A 19,493-nucleotide genomic window follows, 5' to 3' on the forward strand; every position below is an offset into this window, starting at 1 on the left:
CTTTTAATTGTTATATGCCAGCCAGATATTTAATTCGATAAACCGATTGATTGTATTGATTGATTGCCTGCAAATAACCCAGACGGATATCTGAAGATGTTTTCAGGCTTTGTAATAGTTCCACGTAGCCGATCTCCCCATTCTGGAATGCAAGTTGCGCCTGTTTAAGAATCAGCCCGGCATTTGGTAATGCGCTCGATTCATAATAATCAATACTCCGGGAGTTCTTTAACAATTCCTGGTAGGCCTGGCTAAACTCAGCCTTTAAATTTGTTTGGAATAAATCAAGCTGGTTTTCAGCCAGCTGCTTTTCTATTTTTGCAGCTTTTATTTTTGCTGAAAATGGTTTGTAAAACAAGGGAATAGCAATACCTGCCCGAACGCCCTGGAACCGTTTCCCGCCGCCAAAGTATACATCCTGTCCGTTTATATTTTGCGTACCTATGATCGACTGATTAAAATATCCAATCGTAAAATCAGGACCAGCAAGGGAGCGTTCCAGCCGGATGGTTTTTTCTGCTATTGTTATTTGCTGTTGTTGTTGGGCAATAACAGGATTGGCCAGTGACAAACTATCCGCAACCTGTGGTAAGCCATTTTTATCCTGCCTGAATTCATCTCTTACAAGTATAATACTACCGGTTGTATTCAGCAATCGTTGTAACTCTGCCGTATAAGCCCGAATATCCCCCTGGTTCTTTTCCATCTGGTTACGCACCTCGTTATACTGCGTCTGTGCAGTCGTGAATTCCAGTAAGGTGGTTTCACCGGTTTGGTACCTCAGGGAAGAAGCTTTCTGAAAATTGCCGAATATGGAATCCTGCTGTTCCAGCAAAGACTGCAGGGCATTGAAATAGGACAGTTGCATATAAGCACTTCTTACCTGGTAGCTCAGCTCATTTATGCTGACAGACAGTCCTTTTTTCGCGCCTTCAATTCTGGCAGCTGCCAGCAAGCTACGGCTTTTGAATACCCCGGGATAAGGGATGCTTTGTGAGATCGTAATATTATTATCCCTGTTATTACTGTTGGATTGGCCATATTGAACATCCAGGTTTGTCTTAGCGATATCCCCGGAAGTAGCCCGCAATGCCTGCTGCCTGTTAATCTCCAGCGCAGAAGACTTTACAGCCTGGTTATTCCTGATGGCCATTGAAACAGCATCTTCCATTCCCAATGCTTTCATCCCATCCTGTGCTTTTGCCGTACCCGGGCATAAAAGCCCCAGCGGAAGCAGGATGATAGCGGCCGTTTTAGGCAATTTTATCTTTCCATTCCAGCTCTCAAACAGTATGTATAATACCGGCAACACAATCAGGGTTAATATGGTGGAAGTTACCAGGCCGCCGATTACTACAGTTGCTAAAGGCTTTTGCACTTCTGCACCGGCAGCCGTAGAAATGGCCATTGGCAGGAAGCCGAGAGAAGCCACCGTAGCAGTCATTAATACGGGTCTTAAACGGACCTCCGTCCCTTTCAATACAACTTCAGTAAGGGAATAGCTATTCTCCTTTCTCAGGCGGTTAAATTCAGTGATCAATACGATCCCATTTAATACGGCCACTCCAAACAATGCAATAAATCCAACACCGGCAGAAATACTAAATGGCATACCTCTCAGCAGCAGTGCCAGCACCCCACCGATAGCAGCCATTGGAATTGCCGTAAAAATGAGCAATGATTGTTTGACAGAACCAAAAGTGAAATATAGCAAGAGAAGGATCAGGGCCAGTGCAATGGGCACGGCTACAGATAAACGTGAACTTGCTGCCTGCAGGTTCTCAAACTGTCCTCCATAGGTGATATAATATCCCGTAGGCAATTTGATCTGCTGATCGATCCTGGTTTGGATTTCATTTACCACACTTTGAATATCCCTGCCACGTACATTCAGGCCAACGATGATCCTCCGCTTTGTATCCTCGCGCTGAATCTGGTTAGGCCCGGGTTCAAAGGAGATCTCTGCCAGCTGGTCAAGGGGTAACTGGATGCCTGATGGGGCTGTGACATAAATGTTTTTGACATCGGTGATGCTTTGGCGGTTCTGCTGACTAAACCTTACCACCATATCATACCTTTGTTCCCCTTCGTACACCAGGCCGGCAGATTGCCCTGCAAAAGCTGCTGTCACCGCCTGATTCACTGTTTCCACATTCAATCCATATTGCGCAATCCTGTCACGGTTGATGCGAACGATAATCTGGGGGAGGCCTTCTACCTGTTCCAGGTACAGGTCTTTTGCACCGTCCACACCCGCAGCAATTTTACCTATCTTTTTAGACAATGTGGTCAAAACATCCAGGTCATCGCCGAAGATCTTAATACCTAAGTCCTGTCTAACGCCGGAGATCAATTCGTTGGAGCGGAGCTGTATTGGTTGCGAAAACCCGAAAGTTACACCGGGAACGAGCTGCAATGCCTCGCTCATTTTTTCGGATAGTTCCTCGCGGGTTTTTGCAGACACCCATTCATCTTTATCCTTAAGAACAATGGTCAGATCGCAGGATTCCATCGGCATAGGGTCTGTCGGAATTTCTGCCGCACCTATTTTGCCAACCACCTCCTTAACCTCCGGAAATTTCTTTATAAGGATGGAAGATGCCTGGGATACTTTGTCAATCGTTTGAGAAAGCGAGCTACCTGTCAGCAAGCGGGTTTCTACAGCAAAATCACCTTCTTCCAGGCTTGGGATAAATTCACCTCCCATACGGGTAAAAATGAAGGCACTCATGGCCATCATGCTTACCGCAATACCGACTACTAACCATTTTCTATTGATAGCAGCCTTAATAAGGGGGTAATACCGCTTATGGATACCAGACATCATCCGGTCGGAGAAGTTCTTTTTTTGGGTGGTATTCTTGCTTAAGAACAGGGCTGCAACCATCGGCACATAGGTCAGTGACAAAATGAAAGCACCAAGGATGGCAAATGACACCGTTTGTGCCATAGGACGGAACATTTTACCTTCAATTCCTATCAGCGCGAGAATCGGGAGATAAACAATGAGGATGATAATTTCGCCAAAAGCGGCAGCGGAACGGATCTTTACTGCGGATGCATACACTTCTTCATCCATTTCCTGTTGGTTGAACTTACCTGCATTTCTCAGGCCAAGGTGATGCATGGTGGCTTCAACGATGATCACGGCACCATCTACGATTAAGCCAAAGTCAATCGCTCCTAAACTCATCAGGTTGCCTGATACGCCAAACAGGTTCATCATGGCGATAGCAAAAAGCATGGCCAGTGGTATTACAGAAGCGACCACTAAACCTGCCCGGAGATTACCCAGGAATAATACCAGAACAAAGATCACGATCAGGGCGCCTTCCACCAGGTTTTTAGCCACTGTACCGATTGCCCTATCTACCAGCGCACTGCGGTCCAGGAAGGGTTCAATCATCACTCCTTCAGGCAATGTTTTAGTAATACGGTCAATTCTTGACTTCACCTCTTTCACTACCTGGTTGGCGTTGGCTCCCTTCAGCATCATAACAATTCCTCCTACCGCCTCTCCATCAGAATTTTTCGTCGTTCTCGTCAGGGCGCCATACCGGATAGCATTACCCAACTGTACATTTGCCACATCGCGGATTAACACAGGCAGGCCGGCATCCGTATTTTTAACGACTATTTTATTAATGTCATCCAGCGTACCTACGAGGCCTTCGGTCCGGATAAAATAGGCGGTAGGCTTCTTATCAATGTATGCTCCACCGGCATTCCTGTTATTGATTTCAAGTGCCTTTAAAATGTCTGTAATACTTAGGTTATAACTTCGCAGCTTCTCCGGGTCCAGGCCTATTTCAAATTGCTTGAGGAATCCGCCAAAGCTATTCACCTCAGCTACACCGGGAGTACCCAATAGCTGGCGGCGCACAATCCAGTCCTGGATCGTGCGTAGTTCACGTGCACCATATTTCTTTTCAAAACCAGGTTTAGCAGAAATTACATATTGGAATATCTCGCCTAATCCCGTTGAGATGGGAGAAATTTCAGGATTGCCCAGGTTGCCGGGGATGCTGTTCCTTGCCTCGGCCAGCTTCTCATTCACCTGCTGCCGTGCCCAGTATATATCTACATCATCATGGAAGACAATTGTCACAACTGACAGTCCAAATCTTGAAATAGACCGCAGCTGTTCCAGCTCCGGGATGGTAGACATTACCTGTTCAACGGGAAAGGTGATCAGCCGTTCTACTTCCTGGGCAGCAAGAGACGGGGAGGAGGTGATGACTTGTACCTGGTTATTGGTAATATCAGGCGTGGCGTCAATTGGTAGTTTTTTTAGAGAGTAGATTCCCCAAATGATCAATCCGAGCGTGAAGAGCCCGATGATCAATTTATTATTGATCGAAAATTTAATAATCTTATTCAACATATTGCGCTAATGGAATAGATGACTGAATGCATAAAATTCCCATGCAATAGCTTAGCTGCCTGAGATCAATCAGGCATAGATGCTATTGATAAAATAATCATACAGCTATAGGAATGACCTTATCGTCATCGCCTAAATACTCATGTAAATGGGAATATTGGCCGTACTGGCCCTGGAAATAACTATGCATTCAACCGGGGAGGTTGCCATACTGTCATTGCGACGCCTCTGAATTCAGAAGGTGTATATTCTTTATATACGGGGGATATTCTTGTTAGGGTGATAGCGAAAGTTGCTGACAGCTGGACTATTGATGGGGTAGCGCAGCAACTGCAGGAGCAGAAAGGGGTGCACTGATCCGATCCGGTGTCCTTTTTATGTTCCTGCTGAGCATGTTGTTCGTACCTGGTGGTATGAGTTTCAGGTAGCAGGTCATCTGAACAGGGCCAAAAGGCCTGGATCAGAATAACGTATGAAAATATGAATGCTACCCATTTCATGCGCACAAAGATATGGTATTAATTAAAATCTGAAATATCTGGAATTGATTATTAATGAAACATAGTATTAAAAAATACCGGTATGAATTGTGAAACAAATTCCTGTAGCGATGCTAAGAAACATGTACCAGTTTGTTTAAAATTGCAATGACTTTATTTACGTATTCCAGCTGTACTGTTACCGGATCAGTGGCGACAGGGGCCAATTTACCCGCCTGCCTGACAGCTTTATTGTGCACAATAGCAAAGAATGCAAACAACTGGTTTGCGGATTCCGGAACCGGGGTGGAGTGGCCCGTGATACCGATGGCCCAATTACTGTTAAAACTTTCCGATACCTGTAGCGCCATCTCTACAGCCACCTTTTCAGATACACAATTTACTGCCAGTGCGTGAATTGGTTCCACATTCAGGTGCTTGAATTTTTGGGCGATGTTATAGGCGGTAAGGCCTCCCTGGAAGAAGTTGCTGGCGTTTGGTACATTGGAAAATGCAAATTGTAAAAGCCCGGCTGTTACACTTTCAGATACAGCAATTGTTTGATTTTTTTGCAATAGAGTATTGCCGGTTTCGTTAAGTGTGTCAATGTTAAAAAGCTCCATAAGTTGATATTGTATAAGTGGTGGAGCAAAATTTGTTCCTGGGAAGTTTTTGAGGAGGAGGTTGGCTCATAATTTAAAATAACGGCTGAGAATTGCTTAAACGGGTATCCCACTCCATCAGGAATATGAATAAAAACATTCATGAATGAGGGAATTCACCAACGGGAATGAAAACCTTTTTCATAAAAAAGAGGCTGTATCTGGATGATGATACAACCTCTTTGATGTGCGCCAGGCATGGTTATAAGCTCTAAGGTGTAAGTCCTGAATGAGCGTTGCAGTACGTATCATTAGCCAAAGGCAAGGGTGTCGTGGGTGACCACGAATCTGAAGGAAGCCGGCGGCAAACATTCGAGCCCACGAACAGAAATGGTATACAAGGCAAGGCATGGTGGGCGATGTCGCATCACAGACAAAAGCCCTATACTGCACGGAACCATGTTGTGTAAATACCGGGGCTACATGAATGGAAAGCGTATAACCTTACCCTGGGAGATCTGCTGGCAATCCGGCAGAGGTATGAGAGAATACCGAAGCGGAAACAGAAGTCAGCATAAAGAATGGCTTCAAGGTGCCATCAGAAGTCAGCCGAGGTCATAGTAAGCCGGCAACGAGCTGCATCCCGAAACGAAGGCAAAAGCAGAAGTCTCACAAAAGGAAGAAGGACCGAATGTTAGAATGGCGAAAATGAACAAGCCGTTTATGAGCGAGGCGATCACAACGGAAGAACACTGGAAAACTACCTGTGCGAGGATAAGCCGGAAGCTGAAAGTAAAACACAGGAGGAGTTGAGCCTCATCATGCAATCAATGGGAGTGACGCCGGGATGATTTTTTTTTCAAAGTAATAGTATGCTGGAAGAAATATTAGATATCCGCAATGTACAAAAAGCCTTTAAGCAGGTAACTGCCAATAAAGGAGCGGGGGGTATAGATGGTATGCAGACCGATGAACTTCGTGACTACCTGAATACGAACTGGCAGACGTTGCGGACCAGTATTTTAGAAGGCAGGTACGGCCCCCAGGCAGTTAAGAAAGTAGAAATAGACAAGGAAAATGGCGGCGGTAAAAGAATGTTGGGAATACCTACTGTAATCGACAGGCTAATTACCCAGTCAATATCCCAATGGCTAAGCCCACAGTATGAAGGAGAGTTTTCCAATTATAGCTATGGGTTTAGAGAAAACCGGAACGCTCATCAGGCATTGTATCAGGCACAAACAAACCTGAACGACGGCTATGAATGGGTAGTGGAGTTGGACTTAGACAAGTTTTTCGATCGGGTGAACCATGACCGGCTAATGTCGCTTCTGGCCCAAAAGATAGCTGACAAGAGGACGCTGAAACTACTGCGCTCATACCTGAATTGCGGGATGATGGAAAATGGGGTTGTGATAGAACGTAAGGAAGGCACTCCTCAAGGCAGCCCTCTCTCCCCCCTGCTGAGCAACATTGTTTTAAACGAACTGGACAAAGAGTTAGAGGCAAGAAGCCACCGGTTTGTACGGTATTGCGATGACTGTAGCATCTACGTGAAAAGTGAAAAGTCAGCGACGCGCGTGCTGTCAACAATCACCGAGTTCATAGAAAAGAAGCTAAAGCTAAAAGTAAACCGTACAAAAAGTAAAGTGAGCCGTCCGATAGAGAGTACGCTTCTGGGTTTCTCTTTTTATCGAAGAGAGAAAGGGTGGGCAGTGCGCATTGCATCTAAATCGCTGAGAAAGATTAAAGAGAAGATGAAGGATCAAACGCAGCGTAAAGCCCCCGGCAAAGTGAAAGACAAGATAAAGAAGATGGAGGCCATAATAGTAGGTTGGGTGAATTACTTTCGGATAGCCACGGCCAAAAGCAGAATGGAAGAACTGGACAGGTTGGTAAGAACACGTCTAAGAATGGGAATATGGAAACAATGGAAAAGGCCATCAACACGGTGGAAAAACCTGAAAATGTTGGGAATTAATGTGGGTAAAGCTTATGAGTGGAGCAACAGTCGTAAAGGCTACTGCCGCATTGCAAACAGTGCAATACTGCACCGAGCCTTGAACAACGACTACTTTACTAAACAAGGGTATGTAGGGTTCGCCAATCACTATTACTGGAAAACAACTCACCAAACTAAGTTATTCTGACAAACCGCCGTATACCGGTCGGTACGTACGGTGGTGTGAGAGGACAGAAAGCCGGCATGACCGGCTTTCTTCCTACTCGATTACACGTTTACTTCAAAACTACAACAGTATATAGGTTTATCTGATTGACACAAGTACCTTAATTACGCTTGTGCCATTTCCATCAAAATTGCTCAGTGCTTTACCAATTACCTGACCAGGTTTTACCTTGTCCAGGTCTGCTTTCATTGCATGACCAGCTTTGCTGGAAGTCACCAGCAAATCGCCACGTTTGATAGCACCATTCTCACCACATACTTTAGTAGGAATTACGCCAATCACACCCATCGGCACCTTGTCCGCCAGAACATCAGTGCCATTGTCTTCATCTTCGGTTAATAATACACCTGGTTTAGTGGCATAAACACCAGCTACCAGGGTAGAGTAAGGCTCGGAAGAAAGGGCTACGGTACGGTCATCTTCGGTCGAAATTACAAGAACATCACCTGGCGCATAAGCAGACATATTACCTTTTACGGCAAATGCTTCTGCTACGTCCGCACCACTGTTCTGTGTACCGCCATTGAAGAAACCGCGACCTGCTTTGTCGATACGGGCTACATTGCTACCAGCGCTCTGAAGGGTGATCAGGTTGCCGGAAGGCCCCGTATGATTTACCTGCATACCATTGCCGGTACCATTGGTTGTTACAAATAAGACCGGCTGGCCATTGGCTGAATTGAAATTCGAGAAGCGGCCAGCTTTACCTGTACCGAAGTTTGGGATCCAGCCATAGATAGCATTACCTGTACCATCGCAGGTAGCTTCCACACCATCACCTGTACCGCCGGCATTGGCGGTGATACCATTACCCGCACCTTCTGTCAGCGCCAGTAATGCAGGACCATTACCTGCTACGTTTGAAGAATAAAACAGACCTGCATAACCACCTGTACCGGAGCTTACACCATATACACCAGCAGTACCAAAGTTGGCGAACATGGAATTCACTTCCCCTTTTACTGCCGGCGAAGTACCGGTGGTACGATCTACGATAAAGTTCCCCGCAGTCCCATTACCTACTGTTTTTACATTGATTACTTCTGTTTCATTGTTTTCGTTGAAGTTCTCAAAGCGACCGGCACGACCTGTAGCGAAGGTAGGCACCCATGCATACAGCGCATTACCTGATCCATCGATATTGGTTTCAACGCCGTTACCATTTTTGGATGCATTGGCTGTGATGGCGTTCCCATTGCCATCGGTAATAGCTACCAGGGCATTACCATTACCGTTAGTGTTGCTTGCATGGAATAATCCTGCAAAGCCACCCGTGCCGGAGGAAACACCGAAGATCCCTGCTGCCCCGAAGTTGCCGAAAATGGTCTTTACTTCGCCTCTTACGGCAGCGGATACACTGTTAGTATTGTTTACCAGGAAGGACGCGGCATTTCCCTGGGTATTGTCAGGTATATTCCCGTTACTGTTGGTTTCTACCTCAAAGGTATTGACTTCGTTATCCTGGTTATTGTTTTCGAAACGGCCTGCACGACCCGTACTGCTGTTAATACCTACCTGGCCGAATACACCGATACCTGTTCCGGTTGTACTGGTAGCTACGAAACCTCTTACACCATAACCACCGCCATCATTCCTGCCGACTACCGCACCTGCGATGTCGCTCGTAGTACGACCTACCATTGCCTCACCTCCACTGTTGTTATCGCCTACCACCCCTGCAGAGGTTTGTTGGGAGGTAATACCATGTACACCAAAGCCAGCGCCAGTGGAACTGAGTACACCAGCACCGTTTCCTGTAGTGGATACGTTTACGACTGTACCGTTGCCCACATTGCTCACATTCATTACGTTGTTATTGTTTGAATTGTTGAAGATGGAGATGTTGGCAGGAACACCATTGACAGCGGTTGCGGTGAGACCTATGCCACTGTTACTGTTAGCATATACACCCGTACCGTTTGCGGAAGAGTTCCCGTATACGCCTAGTCCATTTGGGGTTACACCATATACGCCCCAGCCTGAACCAGCCTGGGATCCCCATACACCGATCCCTAAACCACCGGTACCGTTATTGATTCCACGTACTGCGGAGGAGAATCCACCGGGAGCGGTTGAATTTACGATACCTCTGACAGCGGCAATGCTGGATGTTGTTGTATTGTTGACACCTTCTATACTTGTACCATCGCCATCATTGGTGAGGGAGAAGAGGGTAGCGGCATTGTTTTCGTTCGAGATGTATGGGATGGTGAAACCTCCTGCACCAGCGGCAGGCATCCAGTTGGTACCGTCGAATTTCAGGAATTGCCCTGCAGCAGGCGCAGTTGCTGAAACCGGGATGGTCTGGATTTTTGCCACGGTTGGATTTGGGTAGTTGCCACTCAGGTCTCCACCGGCCGGACCGGTTGAATTGCCATCCGCACCAGCAGGGCCTTGCGGACCAACAGGACCTTGCGGACCAACAGGACCTTGCGGGCCAGCGGGACCTTGCGGGCCAGCGGGACCTTGAGGACCAGCCGGGCCGGTTGAACCGTCAACACCAGGAGCACCCGCAACACCCGGAGCGCCAACCGGACCTTCAGGACCAACCGGGCCTTCAGGACCCTGTGGACCAGGAGCACCATCAACACCGTTAAAACCAGGAGCACCAGCAGGGCCCATTGGACCTTCAGGACCTGTATCTCCACCAGGACCGGTAGGCCCAACATCACCCTGATCGCCTTTAGGCCCGGCAGCGCCAGTAGCACCCACAGGGCCCACAGGGCCAATAGGGCCCGTAGCGCCTGTAGCCCCTACATCTCCTTTATCACCTTTAGGCCCGGCAGCGCCAGTAGCACCCACAGGGCCAATAGGGCCCGTAGCACCAGTAGCGCCTACGTCTCCTTTATCACCTTTAGGCCCGGCAGCGCCAGTAGCACCCACAGGACCAATAGGGCCAGTAGCGCCAACATCTCCTTTATCACCTTTCACACCCTGTGGCCCGGCAGCACCAGCTGGACCGGTTGCACCGGCAGGTCCTGTAGCTCCCACATCGCCTTTTGCTCCCTGCGGACCGGCAGGGCCTTGAGGGCCGGCAGGACCCGCAGGACCAGGATTAGCGGCATACATGGCATAAGGTACACTCATCAGCTGCGTTGTACCCAGCACCGTGTACCCCTGCCCGATATTAACTTCTACTTTTAAGTACTGATTTGCATTGCTCCAGGGTACACCGGAAAATGTACCTGTGCTCGCATTGCCTTTGCCGATCTGGATCGTAAACAGACCCAGTGCATTCGTCGTTACTTCATGTGTTTCTTCGTATTGCAGCACTCCATTCGCAGAACCCCCTAAGATGGATGTACGAACTGTCATGCTTGTATTCGGTAATACAGTTCCATTTGCATTACGCACCACTGCCTGGTAGTTGGTACCGGTCAGCCCATCCTGGGCCAAGGCGCCTGCGTAAACGGCGAGGATAAATATGATGCTGAGATAAAATTTCTTCATGATAGCGGATTTGTAATAATTGATCTTTTAGTGCTTTTTAAACTGACCGGAAGTCGTTTTGTTTTCGGCCTTTGGCTCCTCGCCCTGGGTAGGAAGCGTGGTGGCGGGAGCGGTGGTTCCTGCCTTATTCGCCTGCTGTTTTTCAAGTGCTGTTTTTGCACTTTCCTCAGAGGGTAAGGCGGATGACTGTTTCCGGCTGTTTTGTGCTGTCAGCGGTTTCGCTTTCAGGGTAGCAGACTGTGGCTTGTAGCCCGTAAAGATCGTTTCCTTTGTGGACCGCCCCTGTTGTTTGGGAATAGAGTGGTCTCCCTTTGCCTGGCTTGCGTCCAGTTTTGCTTTGTCTTCTGCAAAATGGGGGAATAACACATCCCTGGTGCGGGTTTGTGCTACAGTGATGGTAGTAGTTGCAGTAATTAAAAAGATCAGGAATAGAATTGGTTTCATATGCCGGGGTTGAATTGTTTTAAAATTTATTCTGGTCTATTGAACCTGCCTAAGTTATACGCGAGGGTAAACTTCAGCGAACGACGGGGGTAGAGGCTATTGCCCGTAGGGATGATATAAGCCATATCTACACTCAGCCCCTGTATCTGTAGCCCTATACCGCAGCTAAAATGCTGACGCCATCCCTTGGTGGGCGACTCATAGAAATAACCCGTACGGATATACAGCTGGTGTTTGTAGCTATATTCTAATCCACCGCCGGCCGTGATCTCCCGCATCTCTTCGGAGAAGCCGCCAGGTGCATCATAGAAAGAGGTGAAGATGGCTTCCGGGATGCCCCTGTTCGGATCTCTGCCTTTCAGGATCTGATCGGTGATGCCACCGGCAGAATCTGTTTTGTAAGTAGGAGGTGTCGGAATGAGGAGTTTCTGGATATCGGCCAGCACGGTGAACTGGTGCTCTGGTGTATTCACGAATGTGTAGCCACCGCCTATACGCAGGTTCATAGGCAGGAAGGCGTGACGATTGCCATCGTCAGTGTATTTCAGTTTACTGCCCAGGTTTGAAAAGCTGATACCCCAGCAAAAGCGGTTGCCGGAGGGGTCATACTTTGCATAGTTCTCATAGTAGAGCGAGATGTCGCCGGCTATGGCGCTGGCGGGGTGCTGGTTCAGGCTATTAAAATTGCCCTGGCCCAGGTCACTGCGCACGTAGCGAATGCCGACGGCGATGGAATAACGGTTGCCCAGTTTGCGGGCATATGTAGCATCAATCGCGTATTCTTTGGGGTGATACTGCTGCATTTCTGTACCATTCTGATCTCTGAAGGTGACAGTACCATGCGAGAAATACCGCATGCTTACACCGATGGCTTCAGTGTGATCATTGAATGATTTGAAGGCTGCGAGCTGACCGAGGTTAACACGTTGGTTGCTGTTGTTCAGATCCCACATCCAGGGGGAATAAGAGGCAGCAATACCCATATCGCCGGCGAATACCAGTTTAGCGCCGTTGGCAAACTGTGAGTTCACATCGCTTTCAAGTCCGGTGAGTGCGTCGCCGGTGCCGGAGCTGCGGGCATCAGCATTCACCATCAGGAAAGAGGCGCCGGGATTAAGTGTTTGTTGGGCGTTCTTCTGCGCCTGTACCACACAGGGGAGTACCAGGCAGGCAAAGACTCCTATACATAGCGTAGAGATTTTTTGCATAAACGATGGTTGAATGGGTAATACATTACTGTATGATCAGCTTATCCTGGAAGGCGTAGCCTCCGGCCTGAATGCGTACAGTATAAATGCCTGCGGCGAAATGCCCGACGGGGAGTGTGATGATAATCCTGCCAGCGCCGTATTGCCGGGAGTCTTTATAAACCAGTTGTCCGCTACTGTTGATGATCATGAGATAGACAGCATTGGCTGCCACCATGTCGAACTCAATTTTCACGCTGGTTGCGGCGGGATTGGGGTACAGGATCATGTTGAGGACCGTTTTCGTACCCGGGTCAACAGGAGGTAGTTCTTCCGGCTGCTGGAAGCCCTGGGTGATCATCAGCGCGCCTTTGGAAAGAGTGGTGGTTGCGAGGTCTCCGATCGTAAACTGGAAGTCTTTGTCATTGACCTTGCCAACACCTCCAGAGCTGGCGGTGACCTGTCTGTTCAGCACTTGTGCACCGGCTGTGGTGACGGCTACTGTGGACAGGAACAATGCCAGCATGCATTTGTAAAGTGTGTGCATGTGCAGATATTGGGGTGAATAAAATAAAAGGTTACATGTTCAATTAGTTGCCTGGATAAGGTTGATAATAATCGATGCTACATCAAATGCTAACTACAACTGATTGCAAATATGTTATAATTGCTTGCTGGTGGCAATGTTTAATTCTTACATGGCAGTATTCTTTTTTTAAATGGCAGGCCAGGGCGGACAAATGGTTGTGACGCTAGTAAAACAGAAAGATGGGGGAATTGTTGAGTAGGGCATAAAAAAACCTGCGTTTATTCGCAGGTTCGTTTATTGTAATTAACGGAAATGCTTATTTGGAAAAGATATCTTTATAGAATTGATTCCATTATTATGATTGAATCTATCTTAAGATTTACGTACATACTTCGTTAAGATCACGATGGTTTGTTCATTGATCTTACCTTCTATCTGTTCGTGATTGTCTGATACTAACCTGATCTTACGTACAATCGTTCCTTTTGGTGCCATGAAGTTAGCACCTTTCACATTCAGGCCTTGTGTCAGTACTACGGTATCGCCATGCTGTAATTCTGTACCGTTGCTGTCGCGGTGAACTTCTTTCACTTCAAAAGCACTCAGTGCCCAGTGGCTCACAGCTTCATCCAGTTCTACACCATTTATGATTTCTGCAGCCCATTCCTGATCTTTGTGTTTGTAGAGCAGGCGATAGCTCAGGGCTTGCACACTTGGTTCTGCGTTCCAGATACTACCAGCCAGGCAATGCCAGTGCATAGCGGCGGATGCATCTTCCATAGCGGCAGCGCAGGTTTTGCAGATAGCTACCTCATTTTCGATCGCATCATTGTTTTTGGGGCTTACTGCAAAGGCCAGCGAGGCGTCTTCACTGGTGCACAGCTCACAGGTGCCGTTGCTGCGCTCTTTTAAAGCAGGCGTAATAGTCGTACTCATAAATGGTTTATTTTCTAAATAAAGGGTGCAAAGATAAGCGCATATTCCGGATTTTATGTATTGACAGGAATCAGGACATTTGTATTATGAAAACACAGGAGGATATTAATTATAACCGGATTGCTGAAGCAATTGACTATATCAGGGCGCATTTCAGGGAACAACCGAACCTGGATGCGGTGGCGGAGAGTGTGCACCTGAGTCCAGCCCATTTTCAGCGGATGTTTACGGAATGGGCAGGTACCAGTCCGAAAAAGTTCCTGCAATACATCAGCCTGGAATATGCGAAAGGCTTGCTGAAGGAGTCTACGATCTTTGATGCGGCGTTTGAGACCGGGTTGTCCAGTACCAGCCGGTTGCACGATTTGTTTATTGCGATTGAGGGGATGACACCGGCGGAATATAAATATGGCGGAAGGGAGTTGGTGATTAATTACAGTTTTGCGGAAAGCCCGTTTGGGAGCCTGATTGTGGCATCTACAGTGAAGGGGGTGTGTTATATGGCTTTTGATGCAGATGAGGTGCGGGCATTGGAAAATTTGCGGGCGAAGTTTCCGAATGCGACTTTTCAGCGGAAGCTGGATTTGTTACAACAAAATGCGTTGTTTATTTTTCAGCATGACTGGAGTAAGTTGCCGGAGATTAAACTGCATTTGCGGGGAACAGCGTTTCAATTGAAGGTGTGGGAGAGTTTGTTAAAAATACCATTAGGAAAATTGTCTACTTATGGTGTTATTGCTGCTAATATAGGAAATCCCAATGCCAGCCGGGCGGTGGGCACTGCTATTGGGAATAACCCGGTGGCGTACCTGATTCCTTGTCACAGGGTGATACAATCCGGAGGTAGCATCGGTGGATACATGTGGGGGGCGACACGTAAGACGGCGATAATTGGATGGGAGGCGGCGAAGGCGGACTTGTAAGTGCCCTGTCTATTGCACAGTGCTTTAGTTTGTGGAGGAGGGCCGCGTATTTCATATTAACAATTATCTTTGTTTAAAATTGATACATATGTTCGAGCAATTATCATCTCTGATCCAGGAGCACAGTCAGCAAAGTGTGGCTGACAACCCGGCTATCCCTAATGAGCACAACCAGGGCGTGGTTGAAGAATTAAAGAATGTCATTATTTCTAAAGTTACAGGTCTGGTAACCAGTGGTCAGACCAGCAAGATCACCGATATGTTGTCTGCCGGTGGTGATACGCCGGAAGGAAAAGATATGGAGCATAATTTTGCGACTAATATCATGCAGAAGTTTGGTATCAATAACCAGGTAGCAACTACAATTGCTGCTACATTGATTCCTGGTATTCTGAATGCGCTGAAAGGTAATGCCGGTGTGCAGCAGATCTTAGCTTCCCTGGGCGGTGGCAACCTGCAGGATACGCTGAGCGGCCTGGGTGCTAAGTTTGGCCTGGATAAAGATGGCGATGGTGATGTAGACATGGGTGACCTGGGCAAGATGTTTAAGTTCTAACATTTACCTGATAGTAAGCACATCAGACCTTCACCCGCATTTTATATAATACCTGTGCAAATATTGCTGCACTGGTACAAACACTAAGTAAGTTAAGAAGCGCCTCACCTTGTGAGGCGCTTCCTTTTATACTTTTAATGAGCCGCGGAAGCCGCGTGCGGCATAGTAAGATTGTGCACCGTTGTGATAAATGAATACCCGGTCGTACCTGCGATCCCCGAATATAGCACCCCCCAGATTTCTGACAGCAGGAGGAGTTACTAACCAACTGGAGGTCTTCAGGTCAAATTCTCCCAGCTCCTGCAATGCGCAATACTCTTCTTCCGTGAGGAGTTCGATGCCAATGGCGGCCGCCATTTCAGTAGCGCTATCTGCTGGTTTGGCTTCTTTTCTTTCGTCTAACGCCTGCTGATCATAACAAACACTTCTTCGACCTTTGGGGCTTTCAGGAGCGCAATCTATAAAAGTGTATTCGCCTGTTTTTTTATCAAATGCAATAACATCCGGTTCGCCACCAGTTTCTTCCATGATGGCGAGTACTTTTAATTTCTTCGGACTGGCAGTAAGCTTCGCTTCTACCTGTGCCCATTCTATTCCTTTGTGGCGGTTCTTATGTTTTTCAAAACGGGCTTTTAGTATTTTTATCAGTTCAGTACTCATCTGGTTATTTTAAATTGTTAAAGGGGATTGTGCGAAGTTTAATGTGAGCATTTAAAATGCTATTTTAGTTTCTTTACCACCTCTTCCAGACGATTGTGCGCCATGTTCAGGCCTTGTTTGAATGGTAGTTTCAGCATCTGGTCCCGCAGCGCACCAGACCTGTATACGATCTGCATGGTGAGTTTGCTATTGTCTTCATCCAAAGCTTCAAATTCAAGAAATTCCAGTTGTACATCAAATGGGGCATTGCCCATTTCGAAGGTGCGTGTGATCTTTTTATTTGGTACGAATTCGTGATACACCCCACTGGCAGAGAATACGATATTGCCTTTGTCATCGCTGGTATCGAACTGCCAGCTACCGTATTTCCTGTTTTCCAGTTTTACAACTTTTGTACTCATCCATTGAGCAAGGATCTCTGCATCTTCATAGGCTTTGAAGAGCAGTGCTACAGGTAGTTCGAACTCCCGGGTGATGGTGAGTTCCTGTTTACCGTTTTCAGCGTGAATTTTAGTCTTCAGTTCCATTATTTTTTGGGTTTGTAGGCTTTCATAATGTCTTCGAGTTTATTGAACCTGTCATCCCATAGTTTACGGAAGGGTTCAATAAAATCGGCGATTTCTTTCATTTTATTTGGATTTAAATGATAGTAAATTTCTCTTCCGTTTTGTTGTTGTTCCAGGAGTTCGCATTCTGTGAGGATAGCAAGGTGTTTGGATACTGTAGGACGGGCCGTATTGAAATTGGAGGCTATGGAGCCGGCGGTCATGGCCTGTGAGGCCAGTAGCATGAGGATGGCCCTCCTGGTAGGGTCGGCGATGGCCTGGAACACGTCTCTTCTGATAATCATTATGAAGTTATTTGACTACAAATATAAGTGTAGTTATTTAGCTACGCAAATATATTCGGGAATAATTCCTCCTGAGGCCCGTTCAATAGGTTGTTTTTAATCTGGCGGAAAAATCCGGGGCCTACTTTTAATGATCTTTGTTTTGAAAATCGGCCTAAGTTCAATTTTCATCATGCATACCTTTATATAAAATGATAATGATCATTCATTATAATTATGGTCTGATGTTTGTCGTTCAAATTTCATTATGAGAAAACCTGGTTTAGCCATTTCATTTTGGGCCTTATACACGTTAGCCTTTACCGTTGGCCTCCCGATGATCATTTATTATGCAGGTGGAAATGTTCCTGAAACACCTGAAGAACCCACAATTTTTACCTACATTTCGATTGGTCTTGCCATAGTGGGTTGGTTGTTAATCTTTGCTTTTTATGGCCGTTTTTATGTCAGGTCTGTCTTTACTGATAAGGCGGAGATCTTAAAAGCTGCGGATGAAGGCAGTACCATTGTTGCAAAGATTACCAGCAAAATCCAGGAAGGGATGATGCGAAATATCGCGGTGTTGCAGCTCAGACTGGCGTTCACAAACTTCTCCGGTACACCTGTGGAAGTGAGTTATCAACTGATGGACAGTAAGCCGCAGGAAAACCGCTATGAAAAGGGAGACATCCTGGAACTGAGCGTGGATATGAAGAAGAAAGGCGGGCAGATTGTGCCGAAGGGGATAAAGGTGGCACGTAATCCGTCAATGGTATACCTGTATACCTTTATATTCCTGGTATTAATTGGCACAGCGGTGTATTTCCCTTTGGTAGAAGACTGGCGTTATTTCGTGCTGCCACATCCATGGACCCTGATCCCCTTAATCAACCTGGGTGTTGCCATTTTTATCGGATTTATATTGAAAATGATCGTCAATGCCGGTGGCGGTAAGAATGCTGTGCAGATGGTAGTATATGGACTGAAAACAACGGGTAACCTCGTTAGTTATCAGCAAACAGGTACATTTATTAATGAGCAGCCGCAGGTGGCTTTCAATATTGAATTTACGGATAAGCAGGGTAAGCAGCATACCATCCAGACTAAGAAAATCGTGTCCTTGCTGGATGTCCATAAGCTGGGAACGGGTCCGGTAGAGATCATGTATTTGCCTGATGATCCTGGCAGTATTGTATTTTATGAAGATTTGAGTATATAATTTTAACTGCTCCCAGGCTTGATCAGTCTGGGAGTTTTATTTTGGCATTTCTGATAATTTTATCACTTTGTACGTGGCAGCCCGTCTTTTTGTATTTTCTTCTACTTTCTGTCAGCAAAAGCAGTTGATCAATTTAAAGTGCGAGCTTGATTTAAATCCGTCAGCAGTATGCTATAGCGCATAAAAAATACTGGAAAAATAAACGAACTTGTGTGTATGTCAAATATTATTACCACATACCTGAGAATCAGGAAGACCAATGACACTCATCTCAGCGAGCGTGAAAGGGAACGACTGTTCAGGGCCCTGGTCAATTGGAATGGTGAGTTTGGATCTTATTATGTAAAGGTGGTGAAACGCTACAGGGAGAAAGAAAAATGCCTGGAGATTCAATTTGGTTCAGGGAAGCAGCATTGGGAAGATCCTGCAGATTACCTGGATGATAAGAGTGAGGTGGAGGTAATAAAGAGGAGTAGTAATGAAGGTAGTCTTGATAAAATACAATTTTCACGGTATAAGGATGGCGGCGAATTTGAAACGGTTCCCAAACTGTGTACCTATGCGTTTGATAGAATTGTGATGCTCGGTGATACAAATTGGTTAGGAGAGGAGGGGATGGAGAGCGTTCAGTCAGGTATGTATACACTGGACGTTTCGGGAACGTATTACAGTGCAAATTTTAGGGGATTTGTAGATATGCGTGATAATGGAAGCAGTGAGCCTATGTATGATGAGGATTACCCTTATGCGTATTGTGTATTGACAAAGACGGAGGAAATACAGTTTACGGCGCCGGATTTTATGGTAGATTTAACGGAGAGTAATTTTTCCAGGATGCCGGATGGAACGAAAATGATCTTTTATTATCAGGGCAGAGAAGTGGCGGTGATTGCTAAAAATGATGATCAGTTAGAAAGGCGTACTGCTGATTATTGGGATAATTGTGAGGATCTAAAGACCTGGGAGGAATCTGATTTTGGCCATGATACAGTGTAACCAGTGGGAGCCACTCAATGAGATTGTTCCTTGCTGATCGGTAATCAGTGCGAATGGAGTTGTCAGTGCATAACCATTTCCATAGACCCTGGTTGCTTACGTTTAGTCAT

16 protein-coding genes are annotated in these 19,493 nt (G+C 46.6%); 5 read left to right on the forward strand and 11 right to left on the reverse strand.

Features of this window, described 5'->3' with window-relative positions; all coding sequences use genetic code 11:
• Positions 1 to 10 precede the first annotated feature (10 nt).
• From U0033_RS01970 to U0033_RS01975, 3 genes are all read right to left on the reverse strand, one after another.
• The gene (locus U0033_RS01970) at positions 11 to 4,384 is read right to left on the reverse strand and encodes a CusA/CzcA family heavy metal efflux RND transporter (protein WP_072366110.1); all 4,374 of its coding nucleotides are present in this window, start codon (positions 4,382 to 4,384) and stop codon (positions 11 to 13) included.
• A 182-nt stretch (positions 4,385 to 4,566) separates the two neighbouring features.
• Positions 4,567 to 4,884 (reverse strand): DUF6660 family protein, encoded by a 318-nt coding sequence (locus tag U0033_RS33200; RefSeq protein WP_072366112.1) that lies wholly within the window; start codon positions 4,882 to 4,884, stop codon positions 4,567 to 4,569.
• A 113-nt stretch (positions 4,885 to 4,997) separates the two neighbouring features.
• Positions 4,998 to 5,486, reverse strand: coding sequence for a CinA family protein (locus U0033_RS01975; protein WP_072366114.1), 489 nt, complete (start codon positions 5,484 to 5,486; stop codon positions 4,998 to 5,000).
• Between the two features lie 851 nt (positions 5,487 to 6,337).
• Between U0033_RS01975 and ltrA the strand changes: the two genes are divergently transcribed.
• Entirely contained in the window at positions 6,338 to 7,615 is a 1,278-nt protein-coding gene (gene ltrA / locus U0033_RS01980) for a group II intron reverse transcriptase/maturase (protein ID WP_322518441.1), read from the forward strand.
• Positions 7,616 to 7,732: 117 nt separating this feature from the next.
• Here the strand turns inward: ltrA and U0033_RS01985 are convergent, their stop codons facing one another.
• The 5 genes from U0033_RS01985 to U0033_RS02005 form a co-directional block, all read right to left on the reverse strand.
• Positions 7,733 to 11,104, reverse strand: a complete 3,372-nt coding sequence (locus tag U0033_RS01985) for a collagen-like domain-containing protein (RefSeq protein WP_083571397.1) — start codon at positions 11,102 to 11,104, stop codon at positions 7,733 to 7,735.
• Positions 11,105 to 11,131: 27 nt separating this feature from the next.
• Positions 11,132 to 11,548, reverse strand: a complete 417-nt coding sequence (locus tag U0033_RS01990; RefSeq protein WP_072358261.1) for a hypothetical protein — start codon at positions 11,546 to 11,548, stop codon at positions 11,132 to 11,134.
• Positions 11,549 to 11,574: 26 nt separating this feature from the next.
• Positions 11,575 to 12,756, reverse strand: coding sequence for a type IX secretion system outer membrane channel protein PorV (gene porV / locus U0033_RS01995; protein ID WP_072358259.1), 1,182 nt, complete (start codon positions 12,754 to 12,756; stop codon positions 11,575 to 11,577).
• A gap of 25 nt (positions 12,757 to 12,781) precedes the next feature.
• Positions 12,782 to 13,282 carry a T9SS type A sorting domain-containing protein gene (locus U0033_RS02000; protein ID WP_083571396.1) on the reverse strand — a complete coding sequence of 167 codons (501 nt, stop codon included), beginning with the start codon at positions 13,280 to 13,282 and terminating at the stop codon, positions 12,782 to 12,784.
• Between the two features lie 354 nt (positions 13,283 to 13,636).
• The gene (locus U0033_RS02005; protein ID WP_072358255.1) at positions 13,637 to 14,200 is read right to left on the reverse strand and encodes a PhnA domain-containing protein; all 564 of its coding nucleotides are present in this window, start codon (positions 14,198 to 14,200) and stop codon (positions 13,637 to 13,639) included.
• A gap of 86 nt (positions 14,201 to 14,286) precedes the next feature.
• On the opposite strand from U0033_RS02005, the gene U0033_RS02010 reads away from it, so the two are divergent.
• Positions 14,287 to 15,123 carry a methylated-DNA--[protein]-cysteine S-methyltransferase gene (locus tag U0033_RS02010; protein ID WP_072358253.1) on the forward strand — a complete coding sequence of 279 codons (837 nt, stop codon included), beginning with the start codon at positions 14,287 to 14,289 and terminating at the stop codon, positions 15,121 to 15,123.
• A gap of 88 nt (positions 15,124 to 15,211) precedes the next feature.
• Entirely contained in the window at positions 15,212 to 15,679 is a 468-nt protein-coding gene (locus U0033_RS02015; RefSeq protein ID WP_072358252.1) for a hypothetical protein, read from the forward strand.
• Between the two features lie 126 nt (positions 15,680 to 15,805).
• Here the strand turns inward: U0033_RS02015 and U0033_RS02020 are convergent, their stop codons facing one another.
• From U0033_RS02020 to U0033_RS02030, 3 genes are read right to left on the reverse strand one after another with little or no spacing between them, the layout of a single operon-like run.
• Complete coding sequence (locus U0033_RS02020; protein WP_072358250.1) at positions 15,806 to 16,339, reverse strand: DUF4256 domain-containing protein; 534 nt, start codon at positions 16,337 to 16,339, stop codon at positions 15,806 to 15,808.
• 59 nt (positions 16,340 to 16,398) lie between these two features.
• Positions 16,399 to 16,866 carry an SRPBCC family protein gene (locus U0033_RS02025; RefSeq protein WP_072358248.1) on the reverse strand — a complete coding sequence of 156 codons (468 nt, stop codon included), beginning with the start codon at positions 16,864 to 16,866 and terminating at the stop codon, positions 16,399 to 16,401.
• Positions 16,866 to 17,189: an ArsR/SmtB family transcription factor gene (locus U0033_RS02030; protein ID WP_072358246.1), complete on the reverse strand. Its 324-nt coding sequence runs from the start codon at positions 17,187 to 17,189 to the stop codon at positions 16,866 to 16,868. The genes U0033_RS02025 and U0033_RS02030 overlap by 1 nt, the downstream gene beginning before the upstream one ends.
• 247 nt (positions 17,190 to 17,436) lie before the next feature.
• Between U0033_RS02030 and U0033_RS02035 the strand changes: the two genes are divergently transcribed.
• Both U0033_RS02035 and U0033_RS02040 read left to right on the forward strand, forming a co-directional pair.
• Entirely contained in the window at positions 17,437 to 18,387 is a 951-nt protein-coding gene (locus U0033_RS02035) for a hypothetical protein (RefSeq protein ID WP_143150645.1), read from the forward strand.
• Positions 18,388 to 18,603: 216 nt separating this feature from the next.
• Positions 18,604 to 19,383 carry a hypothetical protein gene (locus U0033_RS02040; RefSeq protein ID WP_072358242.1) on the forward strand — a complete coding sequence of 260 codons (780 nt, stop codon included), beginning with the start codon at positions 18,604 to 18,606 and terminating at the stop codon, positions 19,381 to 19,383.
• Positions 19,384 to 19,493 lie beyond the last annotated feature (110 nt).

The sequence above is a fragment of the Chitinophaga sancti genome, from assembly GCF_034424315.1.
GTDB classification, from domain to species: domain Bacteria; phylum Bacteroidota; class Bacteroidia; order Chitinophagales; family Chitinophagaceae; genus Chitinophaga; species Chitinophaga sancti.

What these genes read in the sequence shown, in the direction of transcription:
- U0033_RS02025 (WP_072358248.1), bottom strand. Translation starts at nt 16,866, where the DNA reads ATGGAACTGAAGACTAAAATTCACGCTGAAAACGGTAAACAGGAACTC.
- U0033_RS01975 (WP_072366114.1), bottom strand. Translation starts at nt 5,486, where the DNA reads ATGGAGCTTTTTAACATTGACACACTTAACGAAACCGGCAATACTCTA.
- U0033_RS02015 (WP_072358252.1), top strand. Translation starts at nt 15,212, where the DNA reads ATGTTCGAGCAATTATCATCTCTGATCCAGGAGCACAGTCAGCAAAGT.
- U0033_RS02030 (WP_072358246.1), bottom strand. Translation starts at nt 17,189, where the DNA reads ATGATTATCAGAAGAGACGTGTTCCAGGCCATCGCCGACCCTACCAGG.
- U0033_RS02000 (WP_083571396.1), bottom strand. Translation starts at nt 13,282, where the DNA reads ATGCACACACTTTACAAATGCATGCTGGCATTGTTCCTGTCCACAGTA.
- U0033_RS02035 (WP_143150645.1), top strand. Translation starts at nt 17,437, where the DNA reads ATGAGAAAACCTGGTTTAGCCATTTCATTTTGGGCCTTATACACGTTA.
- U0033_RS33200 (WP_072366112.1), bottom strand. Translation starts at nt 4,884, where the DNA reads ATGAAATGGGTAGCATTCATATTTTCATACGTTATTCTGATCCAGGCC.
- U0033_RS01985 (WP_083571397.1), bottom strand. Translation starts at nt 11,104, where the DNA reads ATGAAGAAATTTTATCTCAGCATCATATTTATCCTCGCCGTTTACGCA.
- ltrA (WP_322518441.1), top strand. Translation starts at nt 6,338, where the DNA reads ATGCTGGAAGAAATATTAGATATCCGCAATGTACAAAAAGCCTTTAAG.
- U0033_RS02020 (WP_072358250.1), bottom strand. Translation starts at nt 16,339, where the DNA reads ATGAGTACTGAACTGATAAAAATACTAAAAGCCCGTTTTGAAAAACAT.
- U0033_RS01990 (WP_072358261.1), bottom strand. Translation starts at nt 11,548, where the DNA reads ATGAAACCAATTCTATTCCTGATCTTTTTAATTACTGCAACTACTACC.
- U0033_RS01970 (WP_072366110.1), bottom strand. Translation starts at nt 4,384, where the DNA reads ATGTTGAATAAGATTATTAAATTTTCGATCAATAATAAATTGATCATC.
- U0033_RS02005 (WP_072358255.1), bottom strand. Translation starts at nt 14,200, where the DNA reads ATGAGTACGACTATTACGCCTGCTTTAAAAGAGCGCAGCAACGGCACC.
- porV (WP_072358259.1), bottom strand. Translation starts at nt 12,756, where the DNA reads ATGCAAAAAATCTCTACGCTATGTATAGGAGTCTTTGCCTGCCTGGTA.
- U0033_RS02040 (WP_072358242.1), top strand. Translation starts at nt 18,604, where the DNA reads ATGTCAAATATTATTACCACATACCTGAGAATCAGGAAGACCAATGAC.
- U0033_RS02010 (WP_072358253.1), top strand. Translation starts at nt 14,287, where the DNA reads ATGAAAACACAGGAGGATATTAATTATAACCGGATTGCTGAAGCAATT.